The following is a 25,084-nucleotide window of genomic DNA, read 5'->3' as shown; positions in this document are numbered from 1 at the left end:
ATCTGGGCCGGGCGTAGTCCCTGCTTGTTCAGCGCAGGCATACTTTGCAAACGGGCACGCAGCGAGTGTGTTTGTTTGAGCCAGGTAGCTAAAGTTTCTGGTCGGTGAAAACTGAATACGCGGCGGGCACGCGGTTTAGGGTCACGCTGGTCGGTAAAATTGGTAAGCGTCCCGGTACTTTCGTAAATGAAATGGATCGGCTGATCACCGACGTACTTCCAGGCAGCATCAGCATAGTTCTTGGATTGTTCCTCAACGGCGGAGATGCGGTGGCCTTCCTCTTCGCGCTTGGCTTCGATCACCCCTACCGGCTTCGCATTGACGAAGAGGGCATAATCTACCGGCCCCACTTCCGTCTGATATTCGCGGATAGCTACGCCCGTACCATCTAAGATATTTCCTTTGTTCTTGTCGTAGACCAGCCATCCGGCTAGCCGTAGCATTTCATCAATTTGGTCGCGAGCACGCTGCTCTGGATCCTGGTTGATCGTGTGCTTCATCTTCCTGCCTGTTGTTCGCGCGGGGGACGGAACGCGTAGTTTAGTTTTTAAGGTTAGCTGCATTTGCAGCATTTGTCCTTGTTTGTACGGGGGAAGATAGGGAATGTTTTGGAGGGGAGGTAAAATAGAACAGCCATTTAGAGGTCCTGTACAATCAAACAAGTAGGTATTCTCGTCTGCACCCCTCAAACATTGCAGCGTTTTAAATAGCTAAAGCAGAGAAGATGTCAGTTGGGTACAGAAATCTCAATATTGCAAACCTTTTCCAAGTAATCGATGACCTCCTTGTCTCTCTCTCCCAGGAAATACAGGAGAAAATACACATCGTTCCATTCATCATCATTTGGCATCCGATGATCAGAAATATGGGCTTGTGAAGACAAGGAAGTTGCGCGCTTAAATTGAAGTTTTTGCACATCCACAGATGTATACCCCTCTCGTCGAAGGGTTTTATTGGCAAAGCCCTTGGCAATCATCCTAGCAACTTCTTCTCTGACAAGAGAAATATTCGTATCAGAATCAATTGCGTTCTTTCCTGGAACATATCCAGGAGTAAAGACTTCATTATTTAAGGCAGCATCTAATGCGGCCATGATTGTATGCTCCAAGTTAGGTTTAAAGATGAACACTCGCACACCGAATTGATAGAGTTGATCATAGTACAACCGGTTAGCATAATTGGTCATACATAAAATCTTGACCTGGCCATCAGTACCAAATTCATCAATAAGGTGTTCAGCCATATCAATACCTACCTTGCTTTCTGCTTCACGTGAACCATATTTCAGATCTAGCATGATGATATAGGTGTCGGTTGAAGACTCAATTTCACTTCTCAGATATTGCATTAAAGGACCATCAGCGAAATTGCCTTTTGGTGCAGGATGCTTAATGTATTTTTCAATGCGATAATCTTCTGGTAATTTGGATTGCACAAGGTCACGTACTGCCTCATAATATAAGCGGTCATCATCTACGAAAATAATCTTATTCATTGCTTAGCTTTTTGGAAGTTCGATAGTAATTATAGTTAACTCTCCAGGGATAGACACCTCCACGTAAACTCTACCATTATGTTCTTCAACAAACTTGCGCGTAATATAGGTGCCCATTCCGTTGTGAGCAGTCGTTTTCTGAAATAGTTCATCCTTCATCTGTTCATCCATCCCTTCACCTGTATCTTGAAGTCTTATCAGCACAGAATCCGGCGTATTTAGTGCTTCAACATACAATCTTTTTATAGTAGAGCTTTCCATTGCACGAATGGCATTGGAGATGAGGTTTCGAAAAACCGCCTCCATACTTCTAACATCAACCTTCAGCCAAATGCTCTCAGGTATATTTGTTGAAACCTCAATATGTGCTTGAGTAAACTCTATGGTGAAGTGCTTTATAATGTCACCCACTAATTGCGACAGCTGCCGATTTTCAGGCTCTAGAATAGATGTTCCTGATTGATATTTACCCCAAGCCTCCAGCGACCGAGCAAAATTTTCGCAGCGTACAATACCGGTATGGACTCGTTCTGCCTTTTGTCTCAAGCTTCTGAGATCGACTTGCTCTTTTTGAAGGTCTTCAATCATATTATAGGCTGATATTCTCGCGGGTGTCAAGGGAGCCTTCATATCATGTGCAATAATTTCGTAAGTCTGAATAACTTCCGAAATATTGGTCGTATTCATCAATATCCTTATAGACTTTCCCTTTTCCAAAAGACTCAAGGTAACCGCAGAAACAATGTGTTTACCATCTCTTACCCCTGAGTTTCTATACTCCGCTTTTCCTTCCTCTAGGCATTTATTAATCGCTTTCTCAATATCTCGATAAGAGCTTTTCTCAACCAGTTTCTTATTGATAAAGTCAGTACCATACCATTCGTCAAAAGTATCATTGGTCCAAGTCACTAATGAGTCTGCGTTCATCAAGGCAATCCCCGTTTGGCTTCTATCCATCGCAAGTTTGAATTCTTGCAGTGTAGCTGCCATGTCCCCTAGTTGGTATCTCTGCCGATACAAATAGAAGATACCAATAAGCATAGCAAAAAACAGAACCGGGATGAACCAAAGTACCTTGCTCAGGATATTAATGTTCTCATCATATACCTGTCGGTAATATTCCTGATCAATGACCAGTCCAAATATCCACGCTCTTTTCTGGTCATAATAGAATACTCCAAAACGTTCTTTCTCCGGAGATGATTCTACTTCATACCTATCTGTAACAAATTTATTTGGCGTCGCTTCCAACCCAATTCTAAGGCTATGGAAAGCAGTATCCCACATTAGACCTCCGGCTTCCGCATTCGTACAATCAATCCATTCAGTTTTAGCGTTTACCAGTATAGTACCATCCAAACTATCTACAAATAGCCTCATACTTGAGCCAGTTGCTGTCAATTGCTGACAAGCTGCTTGCAATTCATTACGATCCGAAATGTTGACGAAATAAACTAGAGAATCACGAAAACGCGATGCATCATACTTTTGAAAATACTTGTAGGGAGTATCTCTGCTTAACTGTACTCTTTTATACTTAGAATAGACATAAGCACTCATCAATAGTAATGCTAAGGTTAAAATGATGAAGCTTAAAAAAAATGCTAATCTGCTTGAGTTATTGGTCATTTGAAGAAGACTTTTCATAAAGTTATTCTTTCCTCACCAAAAGCTAACCGGAATTACTAAAGGATTGGATTAAGAATTCTTAATTCCATCAAAAAGTTAGAGCACCTTCTATTTATCCTAAGTGCCAAATACGTGTTACCTAGAGCCTATATTGCTACTCTGCGTCCTGTTAAGAATTCTAAATTTGGCCGTTAATTATTCCTTGTATCACAGTTAATGAATATTACACTTAATGGTAATTGAAGTCCTCACCTTTGCAGTATCAGATGATGTCAGAGATATCAGATGATTCCGAAAACAATTGCTTTACCAAACTTCAATTAACCATGTTTTACTTCCGTATCAATCGCCTGAAAGTCTATGACAATCGGGAAAAAGGTTTTCTCTTCTTCGGGAAAGGGAAGGCCGAAATTAAGCTACTAAGCTTCATTAGCACAGATCATAGTGGCCTTCCCGACATGAGTGGCTACTTAGAGACCAATGATCCAGGCGAGAAGCGCGCCATCTTGGAAAACGCGGTCAAGTCGATCATCAGTACTCGTGTATTCCATGAGGCTACTCACATCAAAGATGGCCACATCTTCACCTTTGGTGATGCAGGCTATGTGTTGTACCAAAATCAGCAGATCCCTCAGGACATCCACTGGCTATTGCTGGCCTATGAAAGTGATCAGAAGCTCCGTGAGCAGGCTGACCTAGCAGAGAAAGTATTGCAACGCGGCGACTTCAAGAGCCTTGGCAAATCTGTTGAGAAAGTATTAAAAGCTGCCGCGAATCCTTACACGGCCTTGGGCCTGGAGCTGATCACGTTTGTTGGTCGCACTTTAGTACAGGTCGCAAAGAATGACAAGGATGACTTGGTTGGCGTTTCCTACGCCTCATGGAACCGCGTTGAACACTACCCACATGGTATTCGCGACAAGCGCGACATGAGAGACATGCTCAACAATATGAGCATTGATTACACCATGTTCGGATACGAAGATGGCATAAAAAAGGCCCTAGAGAAGGCCAAACGGTAATCAATTATTCAATGAACGGCACGACTATTTGGTCGTGTCGTTACAATCCCTTCAATCATGAAATACATACTGATCCTGTCTATATTTCTGCTCCCCAATTCAGCAGCAAATTCTGTAGTCGAAATCTTCGTTGTTAAAGCACATTCACAAGTAATTCTGTACGCAGCACCATGGGATCAGAATAGTCTCAAACGGGAAACGTACTTAAAAGAAGCCATTGCTATTGATCGATGGCATGAATACGTTCGAATAGATATAGATGAAAACAAGAAAGGTTCCTATTGGTATGTTCGTATTGACAGCAAGACAAGGCTGTACAAGCGAAAGTATATCTATACTGGTCCTTCTTTGAAGTTCCACGATGGAAATGACGCTATCATTGATTCTCTGGTTCAAGATAGTCTCATTCAAATTCAAAATTAAATTCACATGCATCAAGTATATGACCTCTGGCCGGCATTCTCTCTTTATTGCATAAAGGGAATAACTATTCTATTTCTTGTACTAACAGCTGTATCCTTTGTAATAATGAAGGCAAACAAAAAAGCATTCGCTCCTGCAGCAAAGCTACTCCTTCTCAGTTTGGGCTTCGCTATTTTCGGTCTAGTCATGGGACTATTCATTGGATTAAGCGAAAACCCAATAGTAGGAGCAGTATTCGGCCCATTGATGACCTTCATAGGAGGGATTTGTCTCTATTTCTTCACAAAGAGTGACGTGCAAGAACTGAGCAAAGGATTAGTTATTCCAATTAGCATCGCAGTCTCCTCATTCTCGCTTACTCTCATGATTGGTACAGAGCTAGGTTCCACCTCAAGAAGTTATAAGGAACACCTCGTACAAGAGCGACAGCTGAGAAATGAAATAGCTAAAATGATCATTGAACGGAAGCTTGAGTTAGCGGATTCTTCAAACATTGATGCAATAAATCCTAGGAGTGTTATGAATGAGTACGCTGTACCTCTCCTATTGGTAGAAGATACTCCTGCCACTCTAGATGAACTTACAGAAGATAATACGCCCCAAATGGATTTTAAAAAATGATTTTTTGCTAGCATTTGAAGCTGTAGTGGCACAAGGGATAGTTCATCATTGTGAAACTACAGCTCATTTGCATTATCCACGCTCATCTTTATTAGTCGCATATTATACATCATCAAAACCTACCCGGAATACCCTAACTACATAATAAGTTTCCGTACTGGCCATTAGCGCGAATGCATTATGATCTCCATTTTTTCTTCTTGGGACAACTTACTAATAAAAGGTATACGGCTTGTTTTAACACAAGGTTATCTCCTGATGTAAAGAAAAAACACCTGCCCACATACGCAGACAAGTGTTGTTAAAAATTGTATTCAATTTCTTTGATTTAGGAGCTAACCTTTAACATCTCCTCCCCTACTCTACCCATCTCCTCTCGCTCGTAACCACCGAAGAACAGCGGCCCAGCACCTTCCTGTAGTGCCTCACCAAGCAATTGGCAGATCAGTTGTGTTAGTGCGGTATCATCGTTTTGTCCTCCCTGCTTTCGGTTTCTGGCAGAGAGCAGTTCTCGGAGCTGATCACGAGTAGCATCATCAAAACGGAGTACGACTTCCTGTTCGCTGGTAGTATCGTCATCCTCAGCAATGGCTTCCTCGAGTAGGCTCGCCCATTGAAGCAGGAAAACTTCTCGATCATCTATTTCATCCGCAAGTTGGATCAAGTCGTTCCAGGTTTGTTCTAGTGCTTCCACGAATTCCTCCGGCAGGTCAATTAGCCTTTCAGACTGCTCGTTTTCTTCTGCCTCTTCTCCCGCGCGCTCTTCTACGCGTTCGGCCAGATCTTCAATGAATTCTTCTACCGATGGTGTACCCTCCCAGGCTTCATATTCATCGTTGACGATGTACAGCAATTCCTGGACCCAGGCTTTTGGAAAATGGGGATGGAGAATGGTGAGTTCCTGCTCTCCTACAGCAGGTGGGAGGTCGGAGCGATCTCTTCGTACAAGCCCCTGATTCAAAAGTCGGTTAACTTCTTCAGAGAGCGTAATACCTTTTTCCTGAGCACTGCCAGTAATGGCTTCGTGCAGTTCCGGTTCAATCCGGGCACCAATGTGTACTTTACTAGACATCTTGTATTTGTTTTATTTGCCACCAAGTTAAGACCGTGAACAGCGCGTTAACAATTGTGCACACTGGTGTCACAGCTATTCGGTTCTTTTCTTAGTGGTTTTCCCGGCTTCTTGTCACGCCTAAGTAGCACCTTGGTCGCTATTCGCCGTAAGGGAAGGCCTAAATCCTCCTTGAAAGCATCCAAAAACGAGATGGCAGCTTCGCGTTTACGTTCTGCTTGTTTCCGGCAACGGGCACAGCAGTAGCGAGCACGGCTACGCTTGGTGGTTAGTTTGCTACAGTTGACACAAAAAAACGTGAACCGCTTAGAACGGCTACCTGCTTTTCGAAGCTCGCTAGCGGGGGCATCACGAATGACGTAAACAACCTGCCGGGTTTCCTCCTCCAAAACGTTCACAAAGGTTTGCAAAGCGGAGAGATAGCTTTTGTCTTCTTCCATCTTAATCCTTATTTAGGTTTGAATACTGTTCTAAAAGCTGGGTATAGTGTTCCACCCATTTTTGGTTGTTCTCAATAGCAGAGAGCGTTCGTGAACTCACTGTTTCGCCTCTGCGCTCAGTAACCAGTTTCTTTTGTGTATGGCGGCCTAAGCGTTTCTTGTAGTCTTTCAGACGTTGTTTCCACTGCCGTAAATCATATTCGGTTGGTGTGTCCTTTATAGCACACGAATTTTTCGTGTGTGCACGCTCCGTGTCCGTGTTTTCGGTAGCTTGTCGGAAGCCTATCTGGCGACGTTTGCTGGGAATCAGAATCACATTATCCTCCTCGCTGGCTGCTGCTTCTTGCTCTAGTCGTAAGGTGATCTTGATGTTGTTGATCGTCGTAGGGTCGTAAAGTTCTTCTCTATCAGTAGGAAGGGGCGCGGGTGGTGTGGCATCCTGAAAACGCTTGATCCGCTCCTGAAACCAGTAGTTCAGGCGTTCACGTAGGGCCTGCCAGGCGTTTATCCAAACCGAAGGCATGAAGTCGTATTGGCTGATTTCTACCTTGTCTTCGATACCGGAGCCTTTAGCGTGAACACGATCCAGAATGACGGCAACGCAGAAGATGAACAGACAAACCAAGGTAAACCAGCCTAAGCCAAGGCCATAGTTACTAACGGTAGTATCACGCTGCTGAAGCGCTAGGGTGTTCACTCGTTTAATACTATCCAATTCAACTGTATACGCAGTGCTTACAAGGGTTAACGCGTCTTTAGCCGCTGTTCTCAGATCAGTAAACGCAGCTTGCCGCTGGCGCTCTAATTGCGCCAAAGCTTGTGCACGTTCCGCTTTTAATTGATCACGTTCCAAAAGGACTTGATCTTTTCTAGTCGCGAAACTTTGCTTTGTTCTGATTTCTTTATGGCGGTAATTCCGCAGTTCACGTTCCTTTACCGCAATGCTTTGATCAAAGGCAGTACTAGTGGCTGTCATCTCCGCTGCAAACCGTTCCGCAAGTGACGTACTGTCTTGGGTGAACAATATCCGCTCCTCCTGCTCCTGCGATTGATAGATACTGTCAACGGGGGTCGTTTCTTGCTGAGTAGCCTCCGGAGCGAAGGTGTCAACGATAACTTTTGAGTTTTTGAAAGACAGCAACCCAGAGGTTCCTAGCAGAACGATGGTTAACAAAGCGACAGCGATGGTCATCGGAAGATGTAAACCCGCGTAGCGGCGGTACAAAACCGCGTCTACCGATTGCGGGGCCAACACCCGCAGACCGATTTCGATAACGGCAGTACCCAGCAATGCAACTCCTAACGCAATTACAGCAGCTACGTCTGGGAAAATGGGTTGCAATGCTGATAGCGAAGCCGTATAAATAATCCCAATTTCCGTAGCAGCACTGACCAACTGGGCAGCCGTCTTACTACGACGAATCGTACGAATGAGCATCGCGTAAACGGAGAAGAACTCCTCATCATGGGGTAGCGTTTTTAGTTGTTTCATGCATATAAATTTTAGAGTTGGATTTCTTTTTTCTGGAAGTCATAAAAATGCCGGTCAAAGCGGTCAAGCGGTCAAAAAAGGCATTAACTAACTGAAAAAGAATACATTGAAGCTGACCACTAAAGGCCTTCTTCTTGACCGATTGACCGTTATCCTATTTTAACTCGTAGTCATGCGAAATGAGTAGTGGTCAAAAGCGGTCAAAACAGGCATAGTGCTTTTTATTGATTTTCAGTTAGTTATGTTTTCAAGTGGTCAAGAGTGGTCAAAGGCGGTCAAGGATATTTTCCTGATTTACAAGTACTTAAGGTGGTATGATTATTATTTTGACCACTTCACTTAAGATTTACGCTCGATAAAATCCAAATCAAGGTCCTTCATACCTTCCACTTGGAACTGCATACAGCGGACCGACTTAGCGAAAGGAGGTTCCCCCAGTGTTACTCGGGTAGTTGACCGATTATCCTTAGCACTTTGAAAATAGGATTGCATCATCAAATAGCTCTTAAGCGTGGACTCATCAAGCACATTGAGGTTCTGCTTAGTCGCCTGCTCATAGTAAATAGGGAAGACCCGCTTCAGGTCAATGGAAAGCAGCCCTCCACCTGTAATCTTGTAGTGCGTATCCCGGTGAATCTTATTTTGATCCAAAGCATCAAATACCTGCCAAAACTGATTGACCTCATTGGTCTTCGACATGTATTCCGCCTGTGCCTTGATTCGCTCCCGTATGAAGATGTAAGCCTCTTTGTAATCAAAGGGGAATTCCAGGTGAGCAGAAAGAATCTTGAACGGTGTCAGGAGCGCCGCCACATTGGTCAGCGTCCGCTCCTCCAGATGACTGGTGACGGAATCTTTGCGTAAGTGCCCGTAGACTTTTTGGAACACGGCTAGGAAGTTCTCTTCCACAATTTTCCGGTGTTGTAATATCTCCAGCAACACATCACCCAAGCCGCCTTCAATCTTCCGTTCTAGCTCATTGTAAGCCGCCTTCTCAGCAGCTGAGAATTTGGTCTTATTGAAAAGCAAAAGCAGTACACGACTAAAGAGGGCGTTTTCCTTGGTCGGCATTTCCTGACCACCGAGAATGACGGCGGAATTTACCAGGGTTGCGTGAGTACGGTTATCGTTGGTGGTTTGTGCCCGCTCGTAGCCGATGCCGTCGTAGACATTCTTCAGCATCTCGATCAGGTTTGGACTGATCTTGTTCTTATACTCTTCGAATGCCTGTAGGCCGTTGCGAACCTGCGCCAGCTTACGGGCAAAACCTTTCGGGCTTGAGGCACTGCCCAATCCGATCGCATCGTGCGCTCCGTACTGGCCGAACAGCCGGTGCATGGCATTCCGGAATGTGGTCTTACCGGTGCCCTTAGGCCCAAAAAGGAAGAGCAAAGGAAAGCAATTTGCGTACCGGAAAACAATATCCCGGAACACGGCGGCTACAACATAGCAGATGCCAACTTTGGCATTGTTACCAAACACAGCACAAAGACAACTTGCCCATTCACTAAAGGAGGAGTTCCCAGCCTGGAAGACAAACTTTCGCTCATTATGGTACTCCTGTTCAGCATCCTCATTTACCTTACTGAAGGCTGGTAGGTAGTACTTCTGATCATTAATATCAACGATGCCGTATTCGTTAACCTCGTAGAAGTTCTCACCGTCGAATACACCATTGGCAAAGGCGTATAGGTTCGTTTCAGGTTGGTGCCCTAAAATGGCGATCTCCTCCGCCTGCATCTCATGTTGGTAGAGGTACTCTTTTATTACTGAAAACTGGGAGCCGGTCCAGGAAGGAACAAAGTTCCCCTTACCCTCGATGATCGCCGCAAACTCACTCGGTTTGGATAAGCTCCTGACCGGGCAGCAGATAATGGCACTCTCGTCAAAGATATTCGTGCACTGTAGAATCCGTTTGGGCTCCCTGCTGTCCGTCAAGAGATAGAGCGGTGTAATCGTGAAATTACTGACATGCTCCTTGCCTCTCCTGTTGGAAGGAAGGTAGTAGCGACCGTCCTTTATCTCCAGACTGCCGGATTCAGGTGCTGGTAGCTCCTGATCAATAACTGGATCTGGTGTTTGGATGATTAGCACCCCATTTGGCGTCCTTCTGAGTGGCGCTGGTTTGGGAGAGGGTGGGGGCAACGATCTGGGTTGGCCATTCACCGACTCTCGTTGGGCCATTATCCGCTGAGCATCGTACGATACTCCATTTACTTGTGCGTGTGCCAAGAAAGAACCTATAGACACTAAACCCTTGTCTTTTTTTAGTGCCCGATCAAACTCCTGATCCGTTTCATTAGCATTGTAATCCGGATGAAATCGACTAACGGCATGGACATACTGCCGCCCCACTTCCCCGAACTGATTTGCTAGTGGTAGAAGTACCTTCGCAAACCAAGCTTCTACTCCGGAAGTAAGATCCAACTGGCGTTCTTCGATCTGCCGGATAACATCCTGGACTTTTTCCTCCTCGGTGAATTCGATCTTGTATTTTGGCAACAGTTTTTGAGTAGGGGAACCGTTGTGCTTCTTTGATTCAAGGGGGGTATACTCAAACACTTCACTCTGTTCATTATAGTAAATCTGAGTGGGAGTCGTATACGCAGGAAACCACATACGAGAAATATCCGATGTGCTAGTGTCGATGTGTTCATCTTGCTGTTCACCCTTCTTTTTTAAAGGCACACCGAGTACTTCACTCAAGTGCTGTGCGATGGCCAGGTAGGCATCCTTCCGTTTTCCTTCGGGATAGCTTGCCCATACATAAATACGGGTGCCACCGCCGACACTCTGCTCCATCCGGTAGACATAGGGACTATCCGAAACCCGGTAAAAATTAGAGAGATAGCTGTTTTCATCACCTCCGTCAATATCGAAAAGAATCAGGGGTGGGGCATCGTTCAAAATGCCTCGTACTTCCCAATCTCCAATGACGAATGGAGTCAGTTCTTCTACCTTTTGCTTTTTGTAAGCAAGGGTATCTGTCATCTTAAGGGATCGCAAGAACTCCGTCTTTTGCCGGCAAGCATCCTTACTGGTTTCTTCAAAAAGGGCTTCGAGTGTGACCACTTTTAGTGGAGCTGCCCCATTAAGAACCTTGACACTTCTAAAGAAAGTAACGGGGGTGTTTAACCTCGTGCTGGGGGCAATCTGGGTTAGAACTAGTGTTTCTTGCTTCATCCTTATACGTTTTTCATTAGGTTAGAGAATCGTACAGGATGCCTCGTGAGAGGTACAGCGAGATCTATAAGACTGAAAACCAATCGCCTAAATAAAGAGACGAATTGATGCAAAAACTTGTATTCTCCGGTGAGAATCGTTATTTTGGGACTGTAATTAGACATCAATGAGATGTTTTTGAAAAGCACTGAATGGCCGTTCAGTGCTTTTCGTGTTTAAGAATTAGAGAGAACTGGGTCGAGTGCTGCTTCAAGATCTTCTTTGAGTTCATCGTATTTGGCAAATAACTTGCCTCCTAATCTGTACAATCTGATTTTGCCATCCTTGTGCATTCGAACTATAGTTCGAGTACTCACATCTAGTCTTACTGCAATACTTCTTATACTCAGCATTAATGGTTGATCGATTTTATCCATAATAAGTTGATAATTAATTTAAGAATGACTTGTCATTCATTTGTAGTAAAAAAATGAGACACACCGATGTCTGCCGTAAATATACAAAAGGCACGCGAAAAAGAATGAATTGTCATTCCTTTTCTGAAAAAAAAGTTACTTGTCACGACTAGCGAACTTACCACAATGATTTTTGAGTAGATTAATGTAGAGCTGCTGGTACTCTTTTTTGGGAGGAAGATGCTCTAATATCATTTTTAAATGAAAATCGGTACTCGGCATATCCTTTTGGTCTGATAAACGATCAGTCAAATAATCTTCATCAATTCGAGATTTTGAACCAAAATAGTCCGTAAGAAAATCCTTAAACCGATCTAATCCATCATCTATGATCCAGTGATAATAAGTACTTCCAAAAATATAGTCCTCTTTGTAGTCATTGTAGTAATCGAAATCATACAGAATAACTAATGCATACAATTCTTGCATTCTTTTGAAGCCCTCAGAAACTAGTCCGCCTAATTCCTCTAACTTTTTAGGGAAAGTCCAATCAGGATACTTAGCATTGATTTGCCCTGAAGCGAACAAGGACTCGTACTCAAGCTGCTCCAAGTATTCAAGAATCATCCAGAAGTCTGGAAATATACTTGTTCTAAAAAATCGCGCACGATCGGCTATACCAATAACCGAGTAATCGTCCTGCTCGTTGGCATCTTCGTACCTGATAATATTTTCGTAAAAATCTAAGGATTTTTTCAGATGCTTAGCGTGTCCTCGAATGACTTTAGTGATATTGTCATTTTCGAAGGCTTCAAGGTCTTCCTCTTTCCACATCAGGTAGCGCCCATTCACAAGCACATCCGGTACTTTAGTGTTCTGCCGATTGTAAGTAATTCGTAAATAAACAGGATGGAAGCCACTCTCTTTCCGAGATGCAGATTTGTTCAAAAACAACTTAAAACTAACCTTTCTGGCTTTTTTACTACTCATCTTTTTTACTTTTCCCAACGTATCCGTTCCATCACATCATCCTGGATTTTCTTACTCATATTGACGTACTGCATGGTGGTTTCTATCTTAGAATGCCCCATGTAACCTTGTAAAGTGGGAATAGGAACTTTTACCGCCATATTTGTACCGAAGGAATGTCTTCCTACGTGGCACGTCAAATGCTTGTCCAAGCCTGCTACTCGTGCTACCGCTTTGATGTTTTCATTAACGACGGTGTTACTTAGTCCTTCAAACAAGGCTGCTCTGGGTCTACTGCCGTACTTTTCGAGACAATACTTCATCCATCTTTGCGCACGACTTTCTTCCTCATCTACGAAATGAAAAAAGGTATATAACGGTAAGTTTATTTCCTTTTTCGCACGACGTCTGTTCTTCACCATCAAAGCGCTATAGTGATAGCCTTTTCGTGTCTTTGTAATATTATGGGGTTTGATACAGACAGCATCGCTGAAACGCAACCCAGTGAAAGCCATCAGTAAAAAGATATCTCTAGCTTTAACCTGTTCTGAGCTGAGGCTTTTTATCTCCATCAATTCGATCAACTCCAACTCTTCTAATCGTAAAAAACCTTTAGGCCGTGCTCTCCCCTTATCGTATTTGAAATTATTATAAGGATTAAGCTCTGATTTAATAAAACCTTTGTTAACGGCTATATTAATGTAAGTTTTCACGTGCCGATGGTACTTATCAATTGTGGTCAGTTCTTTTTCTTCTCCAAGTAAGTACTGATGAAAAGCATCGAGTGTATCGTAGTTTAATTCCCGAAACGGTGTATCTCCAACGGCTGTACGCCAATGATTAAGCGTATTAAGTTGGGTTTGACGTGTTGATTCAGAAATCTCCTTCCTTTGTTCAGCAATCATTTGATAAAAAGAAGCAAACGAGAGTTCCTTTCCACCAGTTGCCGTAAATCTTTCATAGAACTCATTTAAAGAAATGTGTTCACCTCGGCGTTCGTTAATCATATCAATTTGATATTCCATTAACTCTGCCATCTTTCTACTCAGTAGAGAATTGTAAGCTAAAGCATTAGGGTGCTTTATTACCTGGCGACTTTTCTTATTCCATTGGTCTGGTTTTACCCGAACGCCAGTAGAAAAGTACTTCTGCTGAGTCTTGCGATTTGTACCACGTTGATAAGCGTAAATCCAGATGATACCCGTACCATCCTTATTAACTCGTTTTTTACGCTCAGAACTATGCATTAACCGAAAAGCAATAATCTTCATCTGTCTAAGATTTGGTTGAAAATCAATTGACAGACAGCGGTGTGCTCATTACTTTTTCTGGTGCAATTACCAGTGCAAATTCGATTTGACTATAAATGTCCTCGTTTGTCCACTTCTGGCGAGGCCTAAAATGACAATAGCCCTGATAAAATCAGAGCTATTTGTCTTAAATTGTAATTACTTGACTTTAAAAGTCAAAGAATTGAAAGCGGTCCGGACGGGACTTGAACCCGCGACCCCATGCGTGACAGGCATGTATTCTAACCAACTGAACTACCGGACCATATTTCTTCGCCGTTATAATTGAACTCATTCGTTCGACAGCGGTGCAAATTTAAGACGCTTTTTCCTTCCATGCAATACCTAAGCAAAAAAAAATTACTTTTTTTTCTTTCACACATTCTCTCTTCGGCACAAAAACACTGATAATGAATACCTTAACTAATATAATTTTTTTCTCATTTTCTCATTTATCCTTTTGTACTACCTTTGCGAAGCAAATAAGAAGTTCTGATGGGAAACTACGCTTTACCCGAGAACTGTAAAACGTCTACTATATGGTATTCCTGGAATTTGAGAAGCCTTTAGAGAAATTATACGAGCAGCTGGAAAAAATCCAGCAAGTAGCAGAAGAAGGAGATTTGGACATGTCTGATTCCATCAAGGAACTGGAAAACAAGATCCGTGCTACCCGCAAAGAAATTTATAGCAACCTCACCGGTTGGGAACGGGTACAACTATCCCGCCATCCAGAGCGCCCCTATACCCTGTATTACATCAGGGAAATGAGCCGCAAGTTTGTTGAGTTGCATGGTGATCGCAACTTCAAGGACGACAAGGCCATTGTAGGTGGTATAGCCAACCTCGACGGGCAGACTGTCGTGATCATCGGGCACCAGAAAGGGGTAAACACCAAAATGCGCCAATACCGCAATTTCGGCATGGCCAACCCTGAAGGTTACCGAAAAGCGCTACGCTTGATGAAACTTGCCGAACGCTTCAACTACCCTGTGGTTTGCTTGATAGATACTCCAGGAGCCTACCCAGGCATCGAGGCGGAAGAAAGAGGCCAGTCGGAAGCTATTGCCCGCAACCTGATTGAAATGGCTCAACTGAAGGTGCCTATTGTCTGTGCAGTTATTGGCGAAGGTGCCAGTGGTGGCGCCATCGGTATTGGTCTGGGCGACCGGGTATTTATGCTCGAAAATACCTGGTACTCGGTTATTTCTCCAGAATCCTGTTCTTCGATTCTATGGCGCAGCTGGGATTACAAGGAACAAGCTGCGGAGGCATTGAAGCTGACCGCCGACGATATGCTCTCCTTCGGCATTATTGATGACATTATCAAAGAGCCTACAGGCGGCGCACACGCTAATCCTGAAGAAATGGCCAAAATACTTAAGCGTCAGCTGAAAAAAGCCATAGCCGAGCTACAGGAAATGGATACAGAAGAACGGATTGAAGCCCGAATCAATAAATACGCTAACATTGGCGTTTATGATGTCGTGACGGAGTAAGAGCGTATTGGGAACCTAAATCTTGACTTATCCTTGTCAAGGACAAACCCCAAACACGCCCCTAAACAACTTCCATTCACGACTTGTTTCTGTATCTATGGGAATTATTGATCGCATCAAAGAACGGTTTTACCTAAAGTCCTTACCTGCTAAAATAGCACGTAACAAGGGCCGGGTACCTCGCAATATTGAAGAAGCCAAAACCATCGGCATTCTCTTCGATGCCACCGATATTGACTACCGCAAAAAGACCCTCGCATACGCCGACAAACTGCGCAAGCAGGGCAAAAAGGTCAGCACCCTAGGTTTTATCGCTACCGCCGATAAAGAAGCGACCTTTTCTTTCGATTTCTTTACCCTTCGCCAGATCGACTGGGCCCAACGCCCCAACGGCGACGCCATCACCCACTGGCTCAACCTTGATCTAGAGGTTCTTATCTGCCTCTTTCCTCAGTCCTCCAAGTTTACTGAATACCTAGCACTCCATACCCGTGCAGGGCTAAAAATCGGGCCCGTAGCAACCAATCCCTCCTGCTACGACCTCATGCTAGACATGCCTGCCAAAAGTACACCTCAGCAAATCATCCAACAGTATGAACAGGTGCTTGCCAAGACGGTACCGCAGAAAGTAGCGTAATTTAAAGTCGGAGGTGAGAAATCGGAAGTCGGAAGTATTTTCATATAGCTAGTCGCATTTGTACTATAGCCATGAACGACTTAAGTGTCCCCTGTTAATTCCGAATTCCCACTTCCCACCTCCGACTTCTACAACTGTACATGCAAATGATCATCATGTCGCACCGCAGCACAACCGTGGTAGCGAATCTTTCCGTAGCCACTTAGCCCCCAACGGGTCTTCAGATGAGGTTCCAAAAACAATTTACCGATTGCCTTACGGCGGGAAAAAGCACGGACGAGCTGGCGAGTTGGCTGCTCGGCTAAAACGTGTTTCTTCCCAAGAAAAGGCTTAGCCAGCCGTGGCAAAACACTGTACTGCCAGTAGCCCTTCTTTGCACAAGCAGCAGGTTGGTTAGCTTCTCCATCAAGCGGACCTGCACAGCGCCCATACCCTAAAAAACCTGGAGCCTTACTCGTTAGGGTTTCTCCTTTTTCATAAAAAAAAGCCAGATCAATCTTTTCACCATCATCATGACTGCGATGAGGAAGCAAAGGGAATCCATCAAAGAACGGGAAGTTAGCATCCAGGTAAGTGACGACTGCCCCCGGGGTTTCTTTCGCCAGCAATTGCGCAACAGCGATAACTTCTGACTTCAAAACTGGTTTTACATAATGCCGATTGGCCAACACCGTAAAAATATGCTGCGCCTGCAAAGGAACCTCCTCTGTCGCCCGATACGGCAGCGGCACTCTCCCATCTAACCGAGCAAAAAACGGAACAACTAACCAGACCAACAGGTACAATCCAGGAAAACAAGCCCAGCTCCAACGCTCACTAGGCAACAAGCGCTTCCATAGCAAACTCCCCAAATATACCACTCCCCCAATTTGAGTAGCAACGGTGAGAAGGATGAACAATAGGATACCCCATATGAATTTAAAGGTCTTCATCGTTTCTTTTTATAACAACTTCGTCATCCTCACCATCCCCCTGTATTTCTCATGCATCCGCGAAAAACTCAGGCGCAAGGTGCCAGTTACCCGATACCCCATTTTTTCATAAAAGCCCTGTGCTGCCTGTTGAGTATCCATTGCCTCCAACCACACTAATGCTTTACCCAGGTAGCGGGCTTCAGCATCCGTCGCGGCCATCAATTGCCGGCCCACACCTTGGCCATGCGTACTTGGATGTAAGTAAATACGGTGTAGCTTCAGTCCTACTTTGTCCGGATAATCAACACAGGGCTTGTGCCGCCGCCAGCGCAGAATACCAACAGGGTTGCCCTTCCACTTAACGATCCAGTAAGGAGCTTCTATTTCCGCCAGATCCTTTAGCACTGCTTCCACACAATACGTTTCGCGCAGGTACCATTCCCCACCATCCGCCCACAGGTGCGCATATACAGGAGGGTAACAAGCTTGCATGAGGGGTAAAATCGTGGCCGCATTGTCTTCCGTCACGGGCTCAAGTGACAAAGAAGGAGATAGTATCCTATTCTCTTTTCTCATACTTCACATTAGTCTAGATTACTCAAAGTTCCTCTCCCGCAGCATCATACATTTGTCGCCAATTGAATGCTGCTGGCCCTGGGCCTTGTGCATCCAATAATTCCAATTTTTCGGCAGCTTCTTCCGGCGTGGGCGCATGGCCTGCCGGCACCCACCAAAGCACCAGGTGAGGCTTCTCCATCCGCTCAAACCACTGCTTGCCGTTGCGCACAAAATAGCTATGAGCGGTGTGGTATACAAACTGCCGCAGCTGGTTGATGCTCTCCCATACCGACATATTGATGATCACCATATCGTCCGTAAATGGCGTTTCGATGCTGGTAGCAGAAGTCCCTTCTTCGTCTTTCAAGCGCCACACAAAACCGGGGTGCTTTTCGGCCAATTCGTTGATCGGCCCCAAAAAATGAACGAATTCTGCCAGCAAAGGACTATCCAACGGCTCCTTCATTTGGGCAACATTGACTTGGGCCAAGTGCATTTTTTCAATTTTCATTTTGTACTTTTTTTACACAGCGTCGCTTTTAAGAAAAAACAGAGCCTCACAAAATCAAACTATATGCCTATGTGATCAAAACAATCCAGTCTTCTCATTTCAACACATAGTCACAGAAGTTAAACGGGAAACACTATCTCGTAACAAACCTGACAACCTACCCTGCCCAATGGATGGCCCCGCCAACGGCTGCTCGGCTTGCTCCCGTTACAGAAGGTATCAGATTGGGGTATTTTTGCCAACGCAGAGCCCCTGCCAAAGCCATGAGCGCCGCTTCTTTGAAAGCGATGATATCAGGATCAGCAATCTCTAGTTGCACAGGCTCAATCGCAGCGGCGATACACTCGCACAAGAAAGCATTGAAGCCCCCTCCGCCAGCCACCAAAAGCTGTTGCTGATCAGTAAGTTTCAGCTGCTCGCTTTCTGCTACCTGCCGCAGGCTGGCAGCGATCTGCCCAGCCATGTGGTGACAATACGTGTGCAGGCGATCCTCCAAAGCGTATTGTTCGTCTTGAAAAAGGGGCAACAACTGCTCGCGCACCCAATCGTTACCCAAAGATTTGGGCGGTAATTGCACATGGAATGGCAGCGCGTCCGCAGCTTGCTTTAAGGCAGGAATCAGCGCTCCCGTACGAGCCAGCTGCCCATTTTCGTCGTAATCTTGGCCAATTTCCTGCATCATGGCATCCAATACCTGGTTGGCACCACCTACATCGAAGGCCACGTAACCACGGCCTGTTTTGATGCTGATGTTACTAATGCCTCCCAAATTCAGGCAGCCAAAATATTCAGAAAAAAAATACTGATCCGCCAGAGGTGCCAAAGGAGCTCCCTGCCCTCCCAGCGCCATATCTTGTGTGCGAAACTGATCGATCACAGGCACATTTAGCACCCCCGCAATGGCAGCACCATCACCTATTTGAGTTGTTGTTTGCTGATCGGGGTAATGAAAAACGGTATGCCCATGGCTCGCCACGAAATCGACTTTCTCCGGTAATTCATCAAGGAAAGTTCGCAGGATCTTGCCATAATACAAGCCCAGCTCGGTATGCAACAGCCACAACTCACGGCCACTCAGCGCGGGAGCATTACGCAGCCGCTGCTGCCAGCTTTCATCATAAGGGATAGTCACCCCCCGATGGAGTGTCCAATGAAGCAGTGCAGCGGGATCATCCTCCGAAAATTGAAAGGTACACCAGGCCAAGTCGGCCCCGTCTAAAGAAGAGCCCGACATGAGGCCCACCACCGAAAATGTAGACATAACAGTACGTTTTTTTAGTATTAACGAATCGGTGGTCTAATGTTTATTCTTGTTCTATCTACTTTTCATGGGCCTCCCCGCCCTCGGGGGCGGGGCGCTACGTTGCGCAGTTCGTTATTCACTCAGCCCTGCGGGCCTGCCCGTGCCGGGCAGCTGCTGCACATCGCTAGGCCAAAAAGCCAATACCTTCGGCAACAAGTAAGCAGTCACTGGTTTGGCACAAAACCAGGTACATCGTCGCCTGAAGACGCCCCACGACATCGGGTCCACACCCTGGAACGTCACACCTGCCCTACGGCCTAGCGATGCGTAGTAGTGGGCCGCAGCAAGCGGGCCAGACCCAGCTTTGCTGGGGCCGAACGAACAGTGAGCTACGTAGCGTAGCGCCCCGTCCTACAAGGCGGGGAGGCCCCTCATAAGCTATACAGCCCTTGTCACTCGCTTTCTGCCTCATTCTTGTAGCAAGTGTGCCCAGTACTTCAAAAAATTACTTTTTCAGCTCCAGGGTATATTCCGCTACTGCAGCTATCTCATCAGCATCCAATAGGTTTTCGAAGGGTGTCATCGCACCACGCCCCTTGGTAATCACAACAATACGGTCGGCAACAGGAAGTTCGCTGGTCGTAAGGTTAAAAGCACCACTAGCCCCCATGTCGCCGTAAAGACCATGGCAGGTCACACAATATTGCTTGTAAATCTTCTTGCCATCAGCTTGGGAAGTAGCCGTTGTGGCCTGCTGAGCGCCACTTGTTTCTTCAGGCGTATCCGAACTGCCACAAGCATAAACAAAGGTTGCGATGAGCAAAAATGCCAACGTCTGTTTCATATTAAGGAGTATTTTTAGTTATTATTTTGCTGGTAAATGTACTACACCGCCGAATAAATAGCGCCGTTTCTCGGCTAAAACCTTTTACTTGTCCAAAAATCAAACCTCTTTGTAGGAATAAACTGTTACCTTGTATAGATAATAAAAGCTAAGTTAAATTTATGAGTGATCAACGATACAAAACCAGCCAAGGTAAACTGATAAGTGCTGCGGTGATTGGTTTTCTGGTACTAATGGTATTGGTTATTTTTTCCAGTGCAACCTTCCTGACTATTGATGCCGGAGAGCGCGGCGTACTTTTCCGTCGTTTTGACGGGGGTATTGACAAGTCTATGGTATACACACCGGGCTTTCACGTATTAGCTCCCTGGAACACCATGTACATTTACGATGTACGTGAAAAGCAGATTGAAGAAAAGATCGATGCCCTTTCAAACAACGGTCTTAACATAGCCCTGGACGTAACGGTGCGGGTGAACCCTAAATATGATAAAATTGGCGTGCTGCACGAAAAATTCGGTAAAGACTACGCCAATACGCTAGTGCGCCCTGAAGTGCGCTCGGCAGTGCGGGAAGCCATCGGTAAGTTTACGCCCGAAGAGCTGTACTCTACCCGACGTGACGAAGTACAAACACTGATTCAGACCGAGCTAGAAAAATCACTAGGCGCCAACAATATTGACTTGCAAGCTACCCTCATCCGTGATATTGAGCTGCCGGTGAAAGTGCGTTCAGCCATTGAAGACAAGCTAGAGGCAGAACAGTCGTCTCTGAAATACGAGTTTATCCTAACCAAAGAGCGCCAGGAAGCAGAGCGCCGGATCATTGAAGCAGAAGCCAAGGCGCGTGCCAACCAGATTCTGAACGCCAGTTTGAGTGCCAATATCCTGCGGGATAAAGGTATTGAAGCAACGCTGGAGCTGGCCAACTCGCCCAATAGCAAGGTCATCATCGTAGGTGGTGATGGCTCCGATGGACTGCCCTTGATTTTGGGAGGAAATTAAGAGGTCGGAAAGCGGAAAGCGGAGGTCGGAAGTAATGTGATACACGTGAACGATGTGAATACTTTCCTGAGTTTTACAAAAGTTGAAGACAAGAAGGAGACAATCCTCTAGTTTTATCAAATACTTCCGACTTCCCACCTCCGTATTCCGACTTTGAAAAATGCGCGATTAGGCTATGTCCTTTTCGCGCATTTTTTTTTAAAAACCCCATTGTCGAACAATCGTATTTGTGCCGCGATGATGGTGCTGTAAAAGTTATCCACACAAAAACAGGCTTATTAACACTGCTCGTTGGCAAAATCTCCCCTTCTGTTTCCTGAAAAGGTCGTAGTTTTGTATACTATGGCAGAACCATTCAAAAATAAACAGAAAAGACGTACAGCTAGTGCTGGAAAACAGGGCGGAGATGACCTCTCTAGCTACGTTTTTGGCAAGGTACCTCCGCAAGCTACTCCACTGGAAGAGGCCATTCTTGGTGCTATCCTATTGGAAAAGGATGCCTTGACACAAGTATTGGATGTTTTGCAACACGACGCCTTCTATGTGGATGCGCACCAGATGATTTACAGTGCTTTTCTACGACTCTTTGAACGCTCTCAGCCGATTGATTTGCTGACGGTGATGGAAGAGCTAAAGAAAGGAGGGGAACTGGAAGCCATTGGAGGCCCCGCCTACCTGGCAGAACTTTCGAACAAAGTGGCTTCTGCAGCCAACATTGAATACCATGCACGGATTGTTGCCCAAAAATTTATCCAGCGTGAGCTGATCCGGATTTCTACCAAAACCATCAACGACGCTTTTGAGGATACCACTGACGTTTTTGACCTCTTGGATGATGCTGAGACCAACCTCTTTAAGATTGCCGAACGCAACATGGGACGGAGTGTCGACCGCATGGGTGCCTTGGCCAGTAAGCTCCTCAAGCAGATTGAAGAACTCAAAGACACCGAAGATGGATTAACGGGTGTACCTACTGGATTCACCGATTTGGACCGCCTGACGAGTGGTTTTCAGAAGTCGGATTTGATCATTTTGGCGGCGCGGCCAGGGATGGGAAAGTGCCTTGGAAAAGGCACGCCTGTACTCATGTACGACGGCAGTATCAAGGCCGTAGAAGACATTCAGGTAGGAGACCTACTGATGGGTGACGATTCTACTCCACGAACGGTCTTAACCCTAGCCCGTGGACGGGAGCGGATGTACTGGGTGCGCCAGAATAAAGGCATGGACTACCGCGTCAACGAAAGCCATATCCTCTCGCTCAAAAAAAGTCGCCAGGAAGGGCGAGGAGAAAAAGAAGCTGTACTGGATATTGAAGTCCGTGATTATTTGAGTCGGTCTCAAAAATTTAAAACTAACTATAAAGGCTATAAAGTAGCGGTTGATTTTGCCGAACGCAATTTGCCCTTACCTCCTTATTTCTTAGGACTTTGGCTAGGTGACGGTTCTTCGAGCAAAAGTGGTATCACTAATCAAGATGAAGAAATTGTAACATACCTAGGAAATTACGCAGACCAGTTAGGTATGCGTCTTCATGTATACGAAGGAGAAGGAAAATGCCCGGAATATCGCATCAGTAACGATATTGGCCCAAGCAGCTACTCCCTCCAAGGGCAGCTACGGGAGTTGAATCTATTAAACAACAAGCATATTCCGCAAGACTATCTCATCAACTCAAGAGAAAATCGTCTAAAATTATTAGCGGGCCTCATCGACAGTGATGGTCACTACTTGGAGCAATCAAATGGATTTGAGATAACCCAGAAGAACAAAGCGCTAACGCAACAGATCAAATTCCTCTGTGATTCTTTAGGTTATCGCGTAAGCATGAAAGCTAAAGAAGCCCGTATTACGTCGATTGACTACACCAGTACGGTATATCATCTACGGATTTATGGCAACATAGATGAAGTCCCTTGCAAGGTAAAACGCAAACAGGCCAATCCGTGGAAAAGCCTGGTCGACTGGCAGGTTACCGGCATCCAACTGGAAGATGATGGTATTGATGATTATTACGGTTTTGAAATCGATGGTAATCGTCGCTTCCTATTGGGTGACATGACTGTCACACACAATACTGCACTTACCTTATCCATCGCCAAAAACGCAGCCTTAGACTTCAATAAAGGGGTGGCAATCTTCAGTTTGGAGATGTCGAGCCTGCAGCTGGCTCAGCGGATTATTTCCATGGAAGCGGAGATCCCCGGCAGCAAGCTGCGTAATGGGCAACTAGAAGAATACGAGTGGCAACAGCTGCATACTGCTATTGAAAAAGTAGCGGATGCACCCATTTTCATCGACGATACGCCCGGCATCAACAGTTTTGAACTACGAGCCAAATGTCGCCGTTTGAAGATGCAGTACGATATCCAACTCATCATTATTGACTACCTACAGCTGATGAGTGGCGGCGGTGAAAACAAAGGCGGTAACCGAGAACAGGAGGTAAGTGCTATCTCGCGTGCACTTAAAGGTCTTGCGAAAGAATTGAATGTACCTGTAATTGCACTTTCTCAGCTGAGTCGTGCAGTAGAGACTCGAGGTGGAGATAAGCGACCAATGCTTAGTGATTTACGTGAATCTGGATCGATTGAGCAGGATGCGGATATGGTAATGTTTATCTATCGCCCAGAGTACTACCAAATTCTTGAGGATGAAGAAGGCCAATCGCTGAAAGGCGTAGCTGACTTGATCGTTGCCAAAAACAGGGCGGGTGCGCTTACGGATGTCCGTATGCGATTTACCGGCGAGTTTGCCCGTTTCTCCAATATGGACGACCCCGACTTTGGCGACCTCCCTGGCGACACTTTCGAGAGTCCTTTCAACAACATTATTACCAAACCGTCGAAGATGAACGATGGGGAGGATATTCCTTTTTAGCGGGTGTCTGTAACCTTTTCGGCCTAAACGTTACTATAGTAATAAAGACACGAATAAGATGGCAAACTCAACCGCAAAATCGGCCTTTCTACAGTGGTACGAACCACACCACCAAAAGTTGGTACGCTACTGTAGTAGCAAAGCTTTTGGTGTAATGTCGGCAGAAGACTTGGTGCAAGAAGCCATACTTGCTACCCTAGCAAATTGGGAAAAGATCAAGGATAGGGACAAATTGCTCGGTTACATGATCGGGGTGGTCAACAACCTCGTACGCAACCACCGCCGCCGGGCACCTTTTCGAGGGCAGTGGGATGAACAGCAATTAAATGCCTTGGAGAGCCGTCTCGGGGATGCCGCAACCGCGCTTGACATTAGTTTTTTGCTAAAAGCAATCGATCAATTGCCCAAGAAACAGGCCGAGGCGCTACAACTATTTGAGATCAGCGGTTTCAAAATAAAAGAGATTGCAGCATTACAACAAAGTACAGAAGGAGCCATCAAAACCAGTTTGAGCAGGGCTCGTCAACATCTCCGTAAAACACTAGCAGAAGACGGGCGTCGCCTCAGCGTTGGTGAGCGACTCCATATTTATACCTCCATCTTGTTTTAGAAACGACCTAAGTTGGACTTTAATAACGCTAGCAGAAACGGCCTGTAAATTTTACTACCCATGAATCAGCAACCTTCCAATTCCCAAATAGAACAACATCTAGAAAGATTCAAAGGTATACTTGACCCCGTTCCTTTTGAGAACGTCATCTCCTGGGTATATCGGGCACCCGATCCACAGTCGCTGAAGTGGTGGCAGCGGTGGTGGAAGCGTTAGGGGGGGCGAAGTCGGAAGTCAGAAAGCGGAAGTCGGAAGTATTTGGTCACATTAGGGACGACACCAACTTGTTAGGAGACTCGAACTGGATACTTGACTAGTATATACCCTTATTAAATTCCCACTTCCGATCTCCGA

At 45.4% G+C, this 25,084-nt stretch carries 24 protein-coding genes and 1 tRNA gene; 9 read left to right on the top strand and 16 right to left on the bottom strand.

Annotation, left to right across the window (positions count from 1 at the left end; all coding sequences use genetic code 11):
* The 3 genes from ACRBG0_RS01450 to ACRBG0_RS01440 form a co-directional block, all read right to left on the bottom strand.
* Nucleotides 1–500, bottom strand: a 500-nt coding sequence (locus ACRBG0_RS01450; protein WP_431485157.1) for a type I restriction endonuclease, incomplete at its 3' end; no start/stop codon positions are given.
* 227 nt (nucleotides 501–727) lie between these two features.
* Entirely contained in the window at nucleotides 728–1,495 is a 768-nt protein-coding gene (locus tag ACRBG0_RS01445; protein WP_431485156.1) for a hypothetical protein, read from the bottom strand.
* Nucleotides 1,496–1,498: 3 nt separating this feature from the next.
* Complete coding sequence (locus ACRBG0_RS01440; RefSeq protein WP_431485155.1) at nucleotides 1,499–3,142, bottom strand: ATP-binding protein; 1,644 nt, start codon at nucleotides 3,140–3,142, stop codon at nucleotides 1,499–1,501.
* A 308-nt stretch (nucleotides 3,143–3,450) separates the two neighbouring features.
* Between ACRBG0_RS01440 and ACRBG0_RS01435 the strand changes: the two genes are divergently transcribed.
* The 3 genes from ACRBG0_RS01435 to ACRBG0_RS01425 are packed head-to-tail and all read left to right on the top strand — an operon-like array spanning nucleotide 3,451 to nucleotide 5,190.
* Nucleotides 3,451–4,146, top strand: a complete 696-nt coding sequence (locus ACRBG0_RS01435) for a hypothetical protein (protein ID WP_431485154.1) — start codon at nucleotides 3,451–3,453, stop codon at nucleotides 4,144–4,146.
* Nucleotides 4,147–4,203: 57 nt separating this feature from the next.
* Nucleotides 4,204–4,569, top strand: coding sequence for a hypothetical protein (locus ACRBG0_RS01430; protein ID WP_431485153.1), 366 nt, complete (start codon nucleotides 4,204–4,206; stop codon nucleotides 4,567–4,569).
* Between the two features lie 6 nt (nucleotides 4,570–4,575).
* Nucleotides 4,576–5,190, top strand: coding sequence for a hypothetical protein (locus ACRBG0_RS01425; protein ID WP_431485152.1), 615 nt, complete (start codon nucleotides 4,576–4,578; stop codon nucleotides 5,188–5,190).
* Nucleotides 5,191–5,518: 328 nt separating this feature from the next.
* Here ACRBG0_RS01425 and ACRBG0_RS01420 read toward each other — a convergent pair whose 3' ends face one another.
* From ACRBG0_RS01420 to ACRBG0_RS01385, 8 genes are all read right to left on the bottom strand, one after another.
* Nucleotides 5,519–6,262, bottom strand: coding sequence for a hypothetical protein (locus tag ACRBG0_RS01420; RefSeq protein WP_431485151.1), 744 nt, complete (start codon nucleotides 6,260–6,262; stop codon nucleotides 5,519–5,521).
* Nucleotides 6,263–6,309: 47 nt separating this feature from the next.
* Nucleotides 6,310–6,702: a hypothetical protein gene (locus tag ACRBG0_RS01415; protein WP_431485150.1), complete on the bottom strand. Its 393-nt coding sequence runs from the start codon at nucleotides 6,700–6,702 to the stop codon at nucleotides 6,310–6,312.
* Nucleotide 6,703: 1 nt separating this feature from the next.
* A complete protein-coding gene (locus tag ACRBG0_RS01410; protein ID WP_431485149.1) occupies nucleotides 6,704–8,194 on the bottom strand; it encodes a hypothetical protein in 1,491 nt (496 codons plus the stop codon).
* Between the two features lie 339 nt (nucleotides 8,195–8,533).
* On the bottom strand, nucleotides 8,534–11,377 hold the full coding sequence (locus ACRBG0_RS01405; RefSeq protein WP_431485148.1) for a hypothetical protein: 2,844 nt from the start codon (nucleotides 11,375–11,377) through the stop codon (nucleotides 8,534–8,536).
* Nucleotides 11,378–11,592: 215 nt separating this feature from the next.
* Nucleotides 11,593–11,769, bottom strand: a complete 177-nt coding sequence (locus ACRBG0_RS01400; RefSeq protein ID WP_431485147.1) for an excisionase family DNA-binding protein — start codon at nucleotides 11,767–11,769, stop codon at nucleotides 11,593–11,595.
* Nucleotides 11,770–11,928: 159 nt separating this feature from the next.
* A complete protein-coding gene (locus tag ACRBG0_RS01395; protein WP_431485146.1) occupies nucleotides 11,929–12,762 on the bottom strand; it encodes a hypothetical protein in 834 nt (277 codons plus the stop codon).
* Nucleotides 12,763–12,767: 5 nt separating this feature from the next.
* Complete coding sequence (locus ACRBG0_RS01390) at nucleotides 12,768–14,012, bottom strand: tyrosine-type recombinase/integrase (RefSeq protein WP_431485145.1); 1,245 nt, start codon at nucleotides 14,010–14,012, stop codon at nucleotides 12,768–12,770.
* Nucleotides 14,013–14,221: 209 nt separating this feature from the next.
* Nucleotides 14,222–14,295 (bottom strand) — tRNA-Asp (locus ACRBG0_RS01385).
* A gap of 274 nt (nucleotides 14,296–14,569) precedes the next feature.
* Between ACRBG0_RS01385 and ACRBG0_RS01380 the strand changes: the two genes are divergently transcribed.
* Nucleotides 14,570–15,529, top strand: a complete 960-nt coding sequence (locus tag ACRBG0_RS01380) for an acetyl-CoA carboxylase carboxyltransferase subunit alpha (RefSeq protein WP_431485144.1) — start codon at nucleotides 14,570–14,572, stop codon at nucleotides 15,527–15,529.
* Between the two features lie 97 nt (nucleotides 15,530–15,626).
* Nucleotides 15,627–16,166 carry a DUF6913 domain-containing protein gene (locus ACRBG0_RS01375; protein WP_431485143.1) on the top strand — a complete coding sequence of 180 codons (540 nt, stop codon included), beginning with the start codon at nucleotides 15,627–15,629 and terminating at the stop codon, nucleotides 16,164–16,166.
* A 128-nt stretch (nucleotides 16,167–16,294) separates the two neighbouring features.
* Here ACRBG0_RS01375 and ACRBG0_RS01370 read toward each other — a convergent pair whose 3' ends face one another.
* The 5 genes from ACRBG0_RS01370 to ACRBG0_RS01350 form a co-directional block, all read right to left on the bottom strand.
* Entirely contained in the window at nucleotides 16,295–17,098 is an 804-nt protein-coding gene (locus tag ACRBG0_RS01370) for a hypothetical protein (protein ID WP_431485142.1), read from the bottom strand.
* A 9-nt stretch (nucleotides 17,099–17,107) separates the two neighbouring features.
* Entirely contained in the window at nucleotides 17,108–17,656 is a 549-nt protein-coding gene (locus ACRBG0_RS01365) for an N-acetyltransferase family protein (protein WP_431485141.1), read from the bottom strand.
* A 22-nt stretch (nucleotides 17,657–17,678) separates the two neighbouring features.
* A complete protein-coding gene (locus tag ACRBG0_RS01360) occupies nucleotides 17,679–18,149 on the bottom strand; it encodes a DUF3291 domain-containing protein (protein ID WP_431485140.1) in 471 nt (156 codons plus the stop codon).
* A 157-nt stretch (nucleotides 18,150–18,306) separates the two neighbouring features.
* The gene (locus ACRBG0_RS01355) at nucleotides 18,307–19,410 is read right to left on the bottom strand and encodes an anhydro-N-acetylmuramic acid kinase (RefSeq protein ID WP_431485139.1); all 1,104 of its coding nucleotides are present in this window, start codon (nucleotides 19,408–19,410) and stop codon (nucleotides 18,307–18,309) included.
* Between the two features lie 487 nt (nucleotides 19,411–19,897).
* On the bottom strand, nucleotides 19,898–20,236 hold the full coding sequence (locus tag ACRBG0_RS01350) for a c-type cytochrome (protein ID WP_431485138.1): 339 nt from the start codon (nucleotides 20,234–20,236) through the stop codon (nucleotides 19,898–19,900).
* 161 nt (nucleotides 20,237–20,397) lie between these two features.
* Here ACRBG0_RS01350 and ACRBG0_RS01345 point away from each other — a divergent pair, with 161 nt between their 5' ends.
* The 4 genes from ACRBG0_RS01345 to ACRBG0_RS01330 all read left to right on the top strand — a co-directional run bounded on the left by ACRBG0_RS01345 (nucleotide 20,398) and on the right by ACRBG0_RS01330 (nucleotide 24,946).
* Nucleotides 20,398–21,240 (top strand): prohibitin family protein, encoded by an 843-nt coding sequence (locus tag ACRBG0_RS01345; RefSeq protein ID WP_431485137.1) that lies wholly within the window; start codon nucleotides 20,398–20,400, stop codon nucleotides 21,238–21,240.
* 342 nt (nucleotides 21,241–21,582) lie between these two features.
* On the top strand, nucleotides 21,583–24,120 hold the full coding sequence (dnaB, locus tag ACRBG0_RS01340) for a replicative DNA helicase (protein ID WP_431485136.1): 2,538 nt from the start codon (nucleotides 21,583–21,585) through the stop codon (nucleotides 24,118–24,120).
* A gap of 58 nt (nucleotides 24,121–24,178) precedes the next feature.
* Complete coding sequence (locus ACRBG0_RS01335; protein WP_431485135.1) at nucleotides 24,179–24,730, top strand: RNA polymerase sigma factor; 552 nt, start codon at nucleotides 24,179–24,181, stop codon at nucleotides 24,728–24,730.
* 60 nt (nucleotides 24,731–24,790) lie between these two features.
* Nucleotides 24,791–24,946 (top strand): hypothetical protein, encoded by a 156-nt coding sequence (locus tag ACRBG0_RS01330; RefSeq protein ID WP_431485134.1) that lies wholly within the window; start codon nucleotides 24,791–24,793, stop codon nucleotides 24,944–24,946.
* Nucleotides 24,947–25,084 lie beyond the last annotated feature (138 nt).

The organism is Lewinella sp. (assembly GCF_050633125.1).
In the GTDB taxonomy this organism is placed as follows: domain Bacteria; phylum Bacteroidota; class Bacteroidia; order Chitinophagales; family Saprospiraceae; genus Lewinella.
The sequence above is the reverse complement of the archived record's forward strand: the minus strand, read 5'-3'. Positions and strand labels throughout refer to the sequence as shown.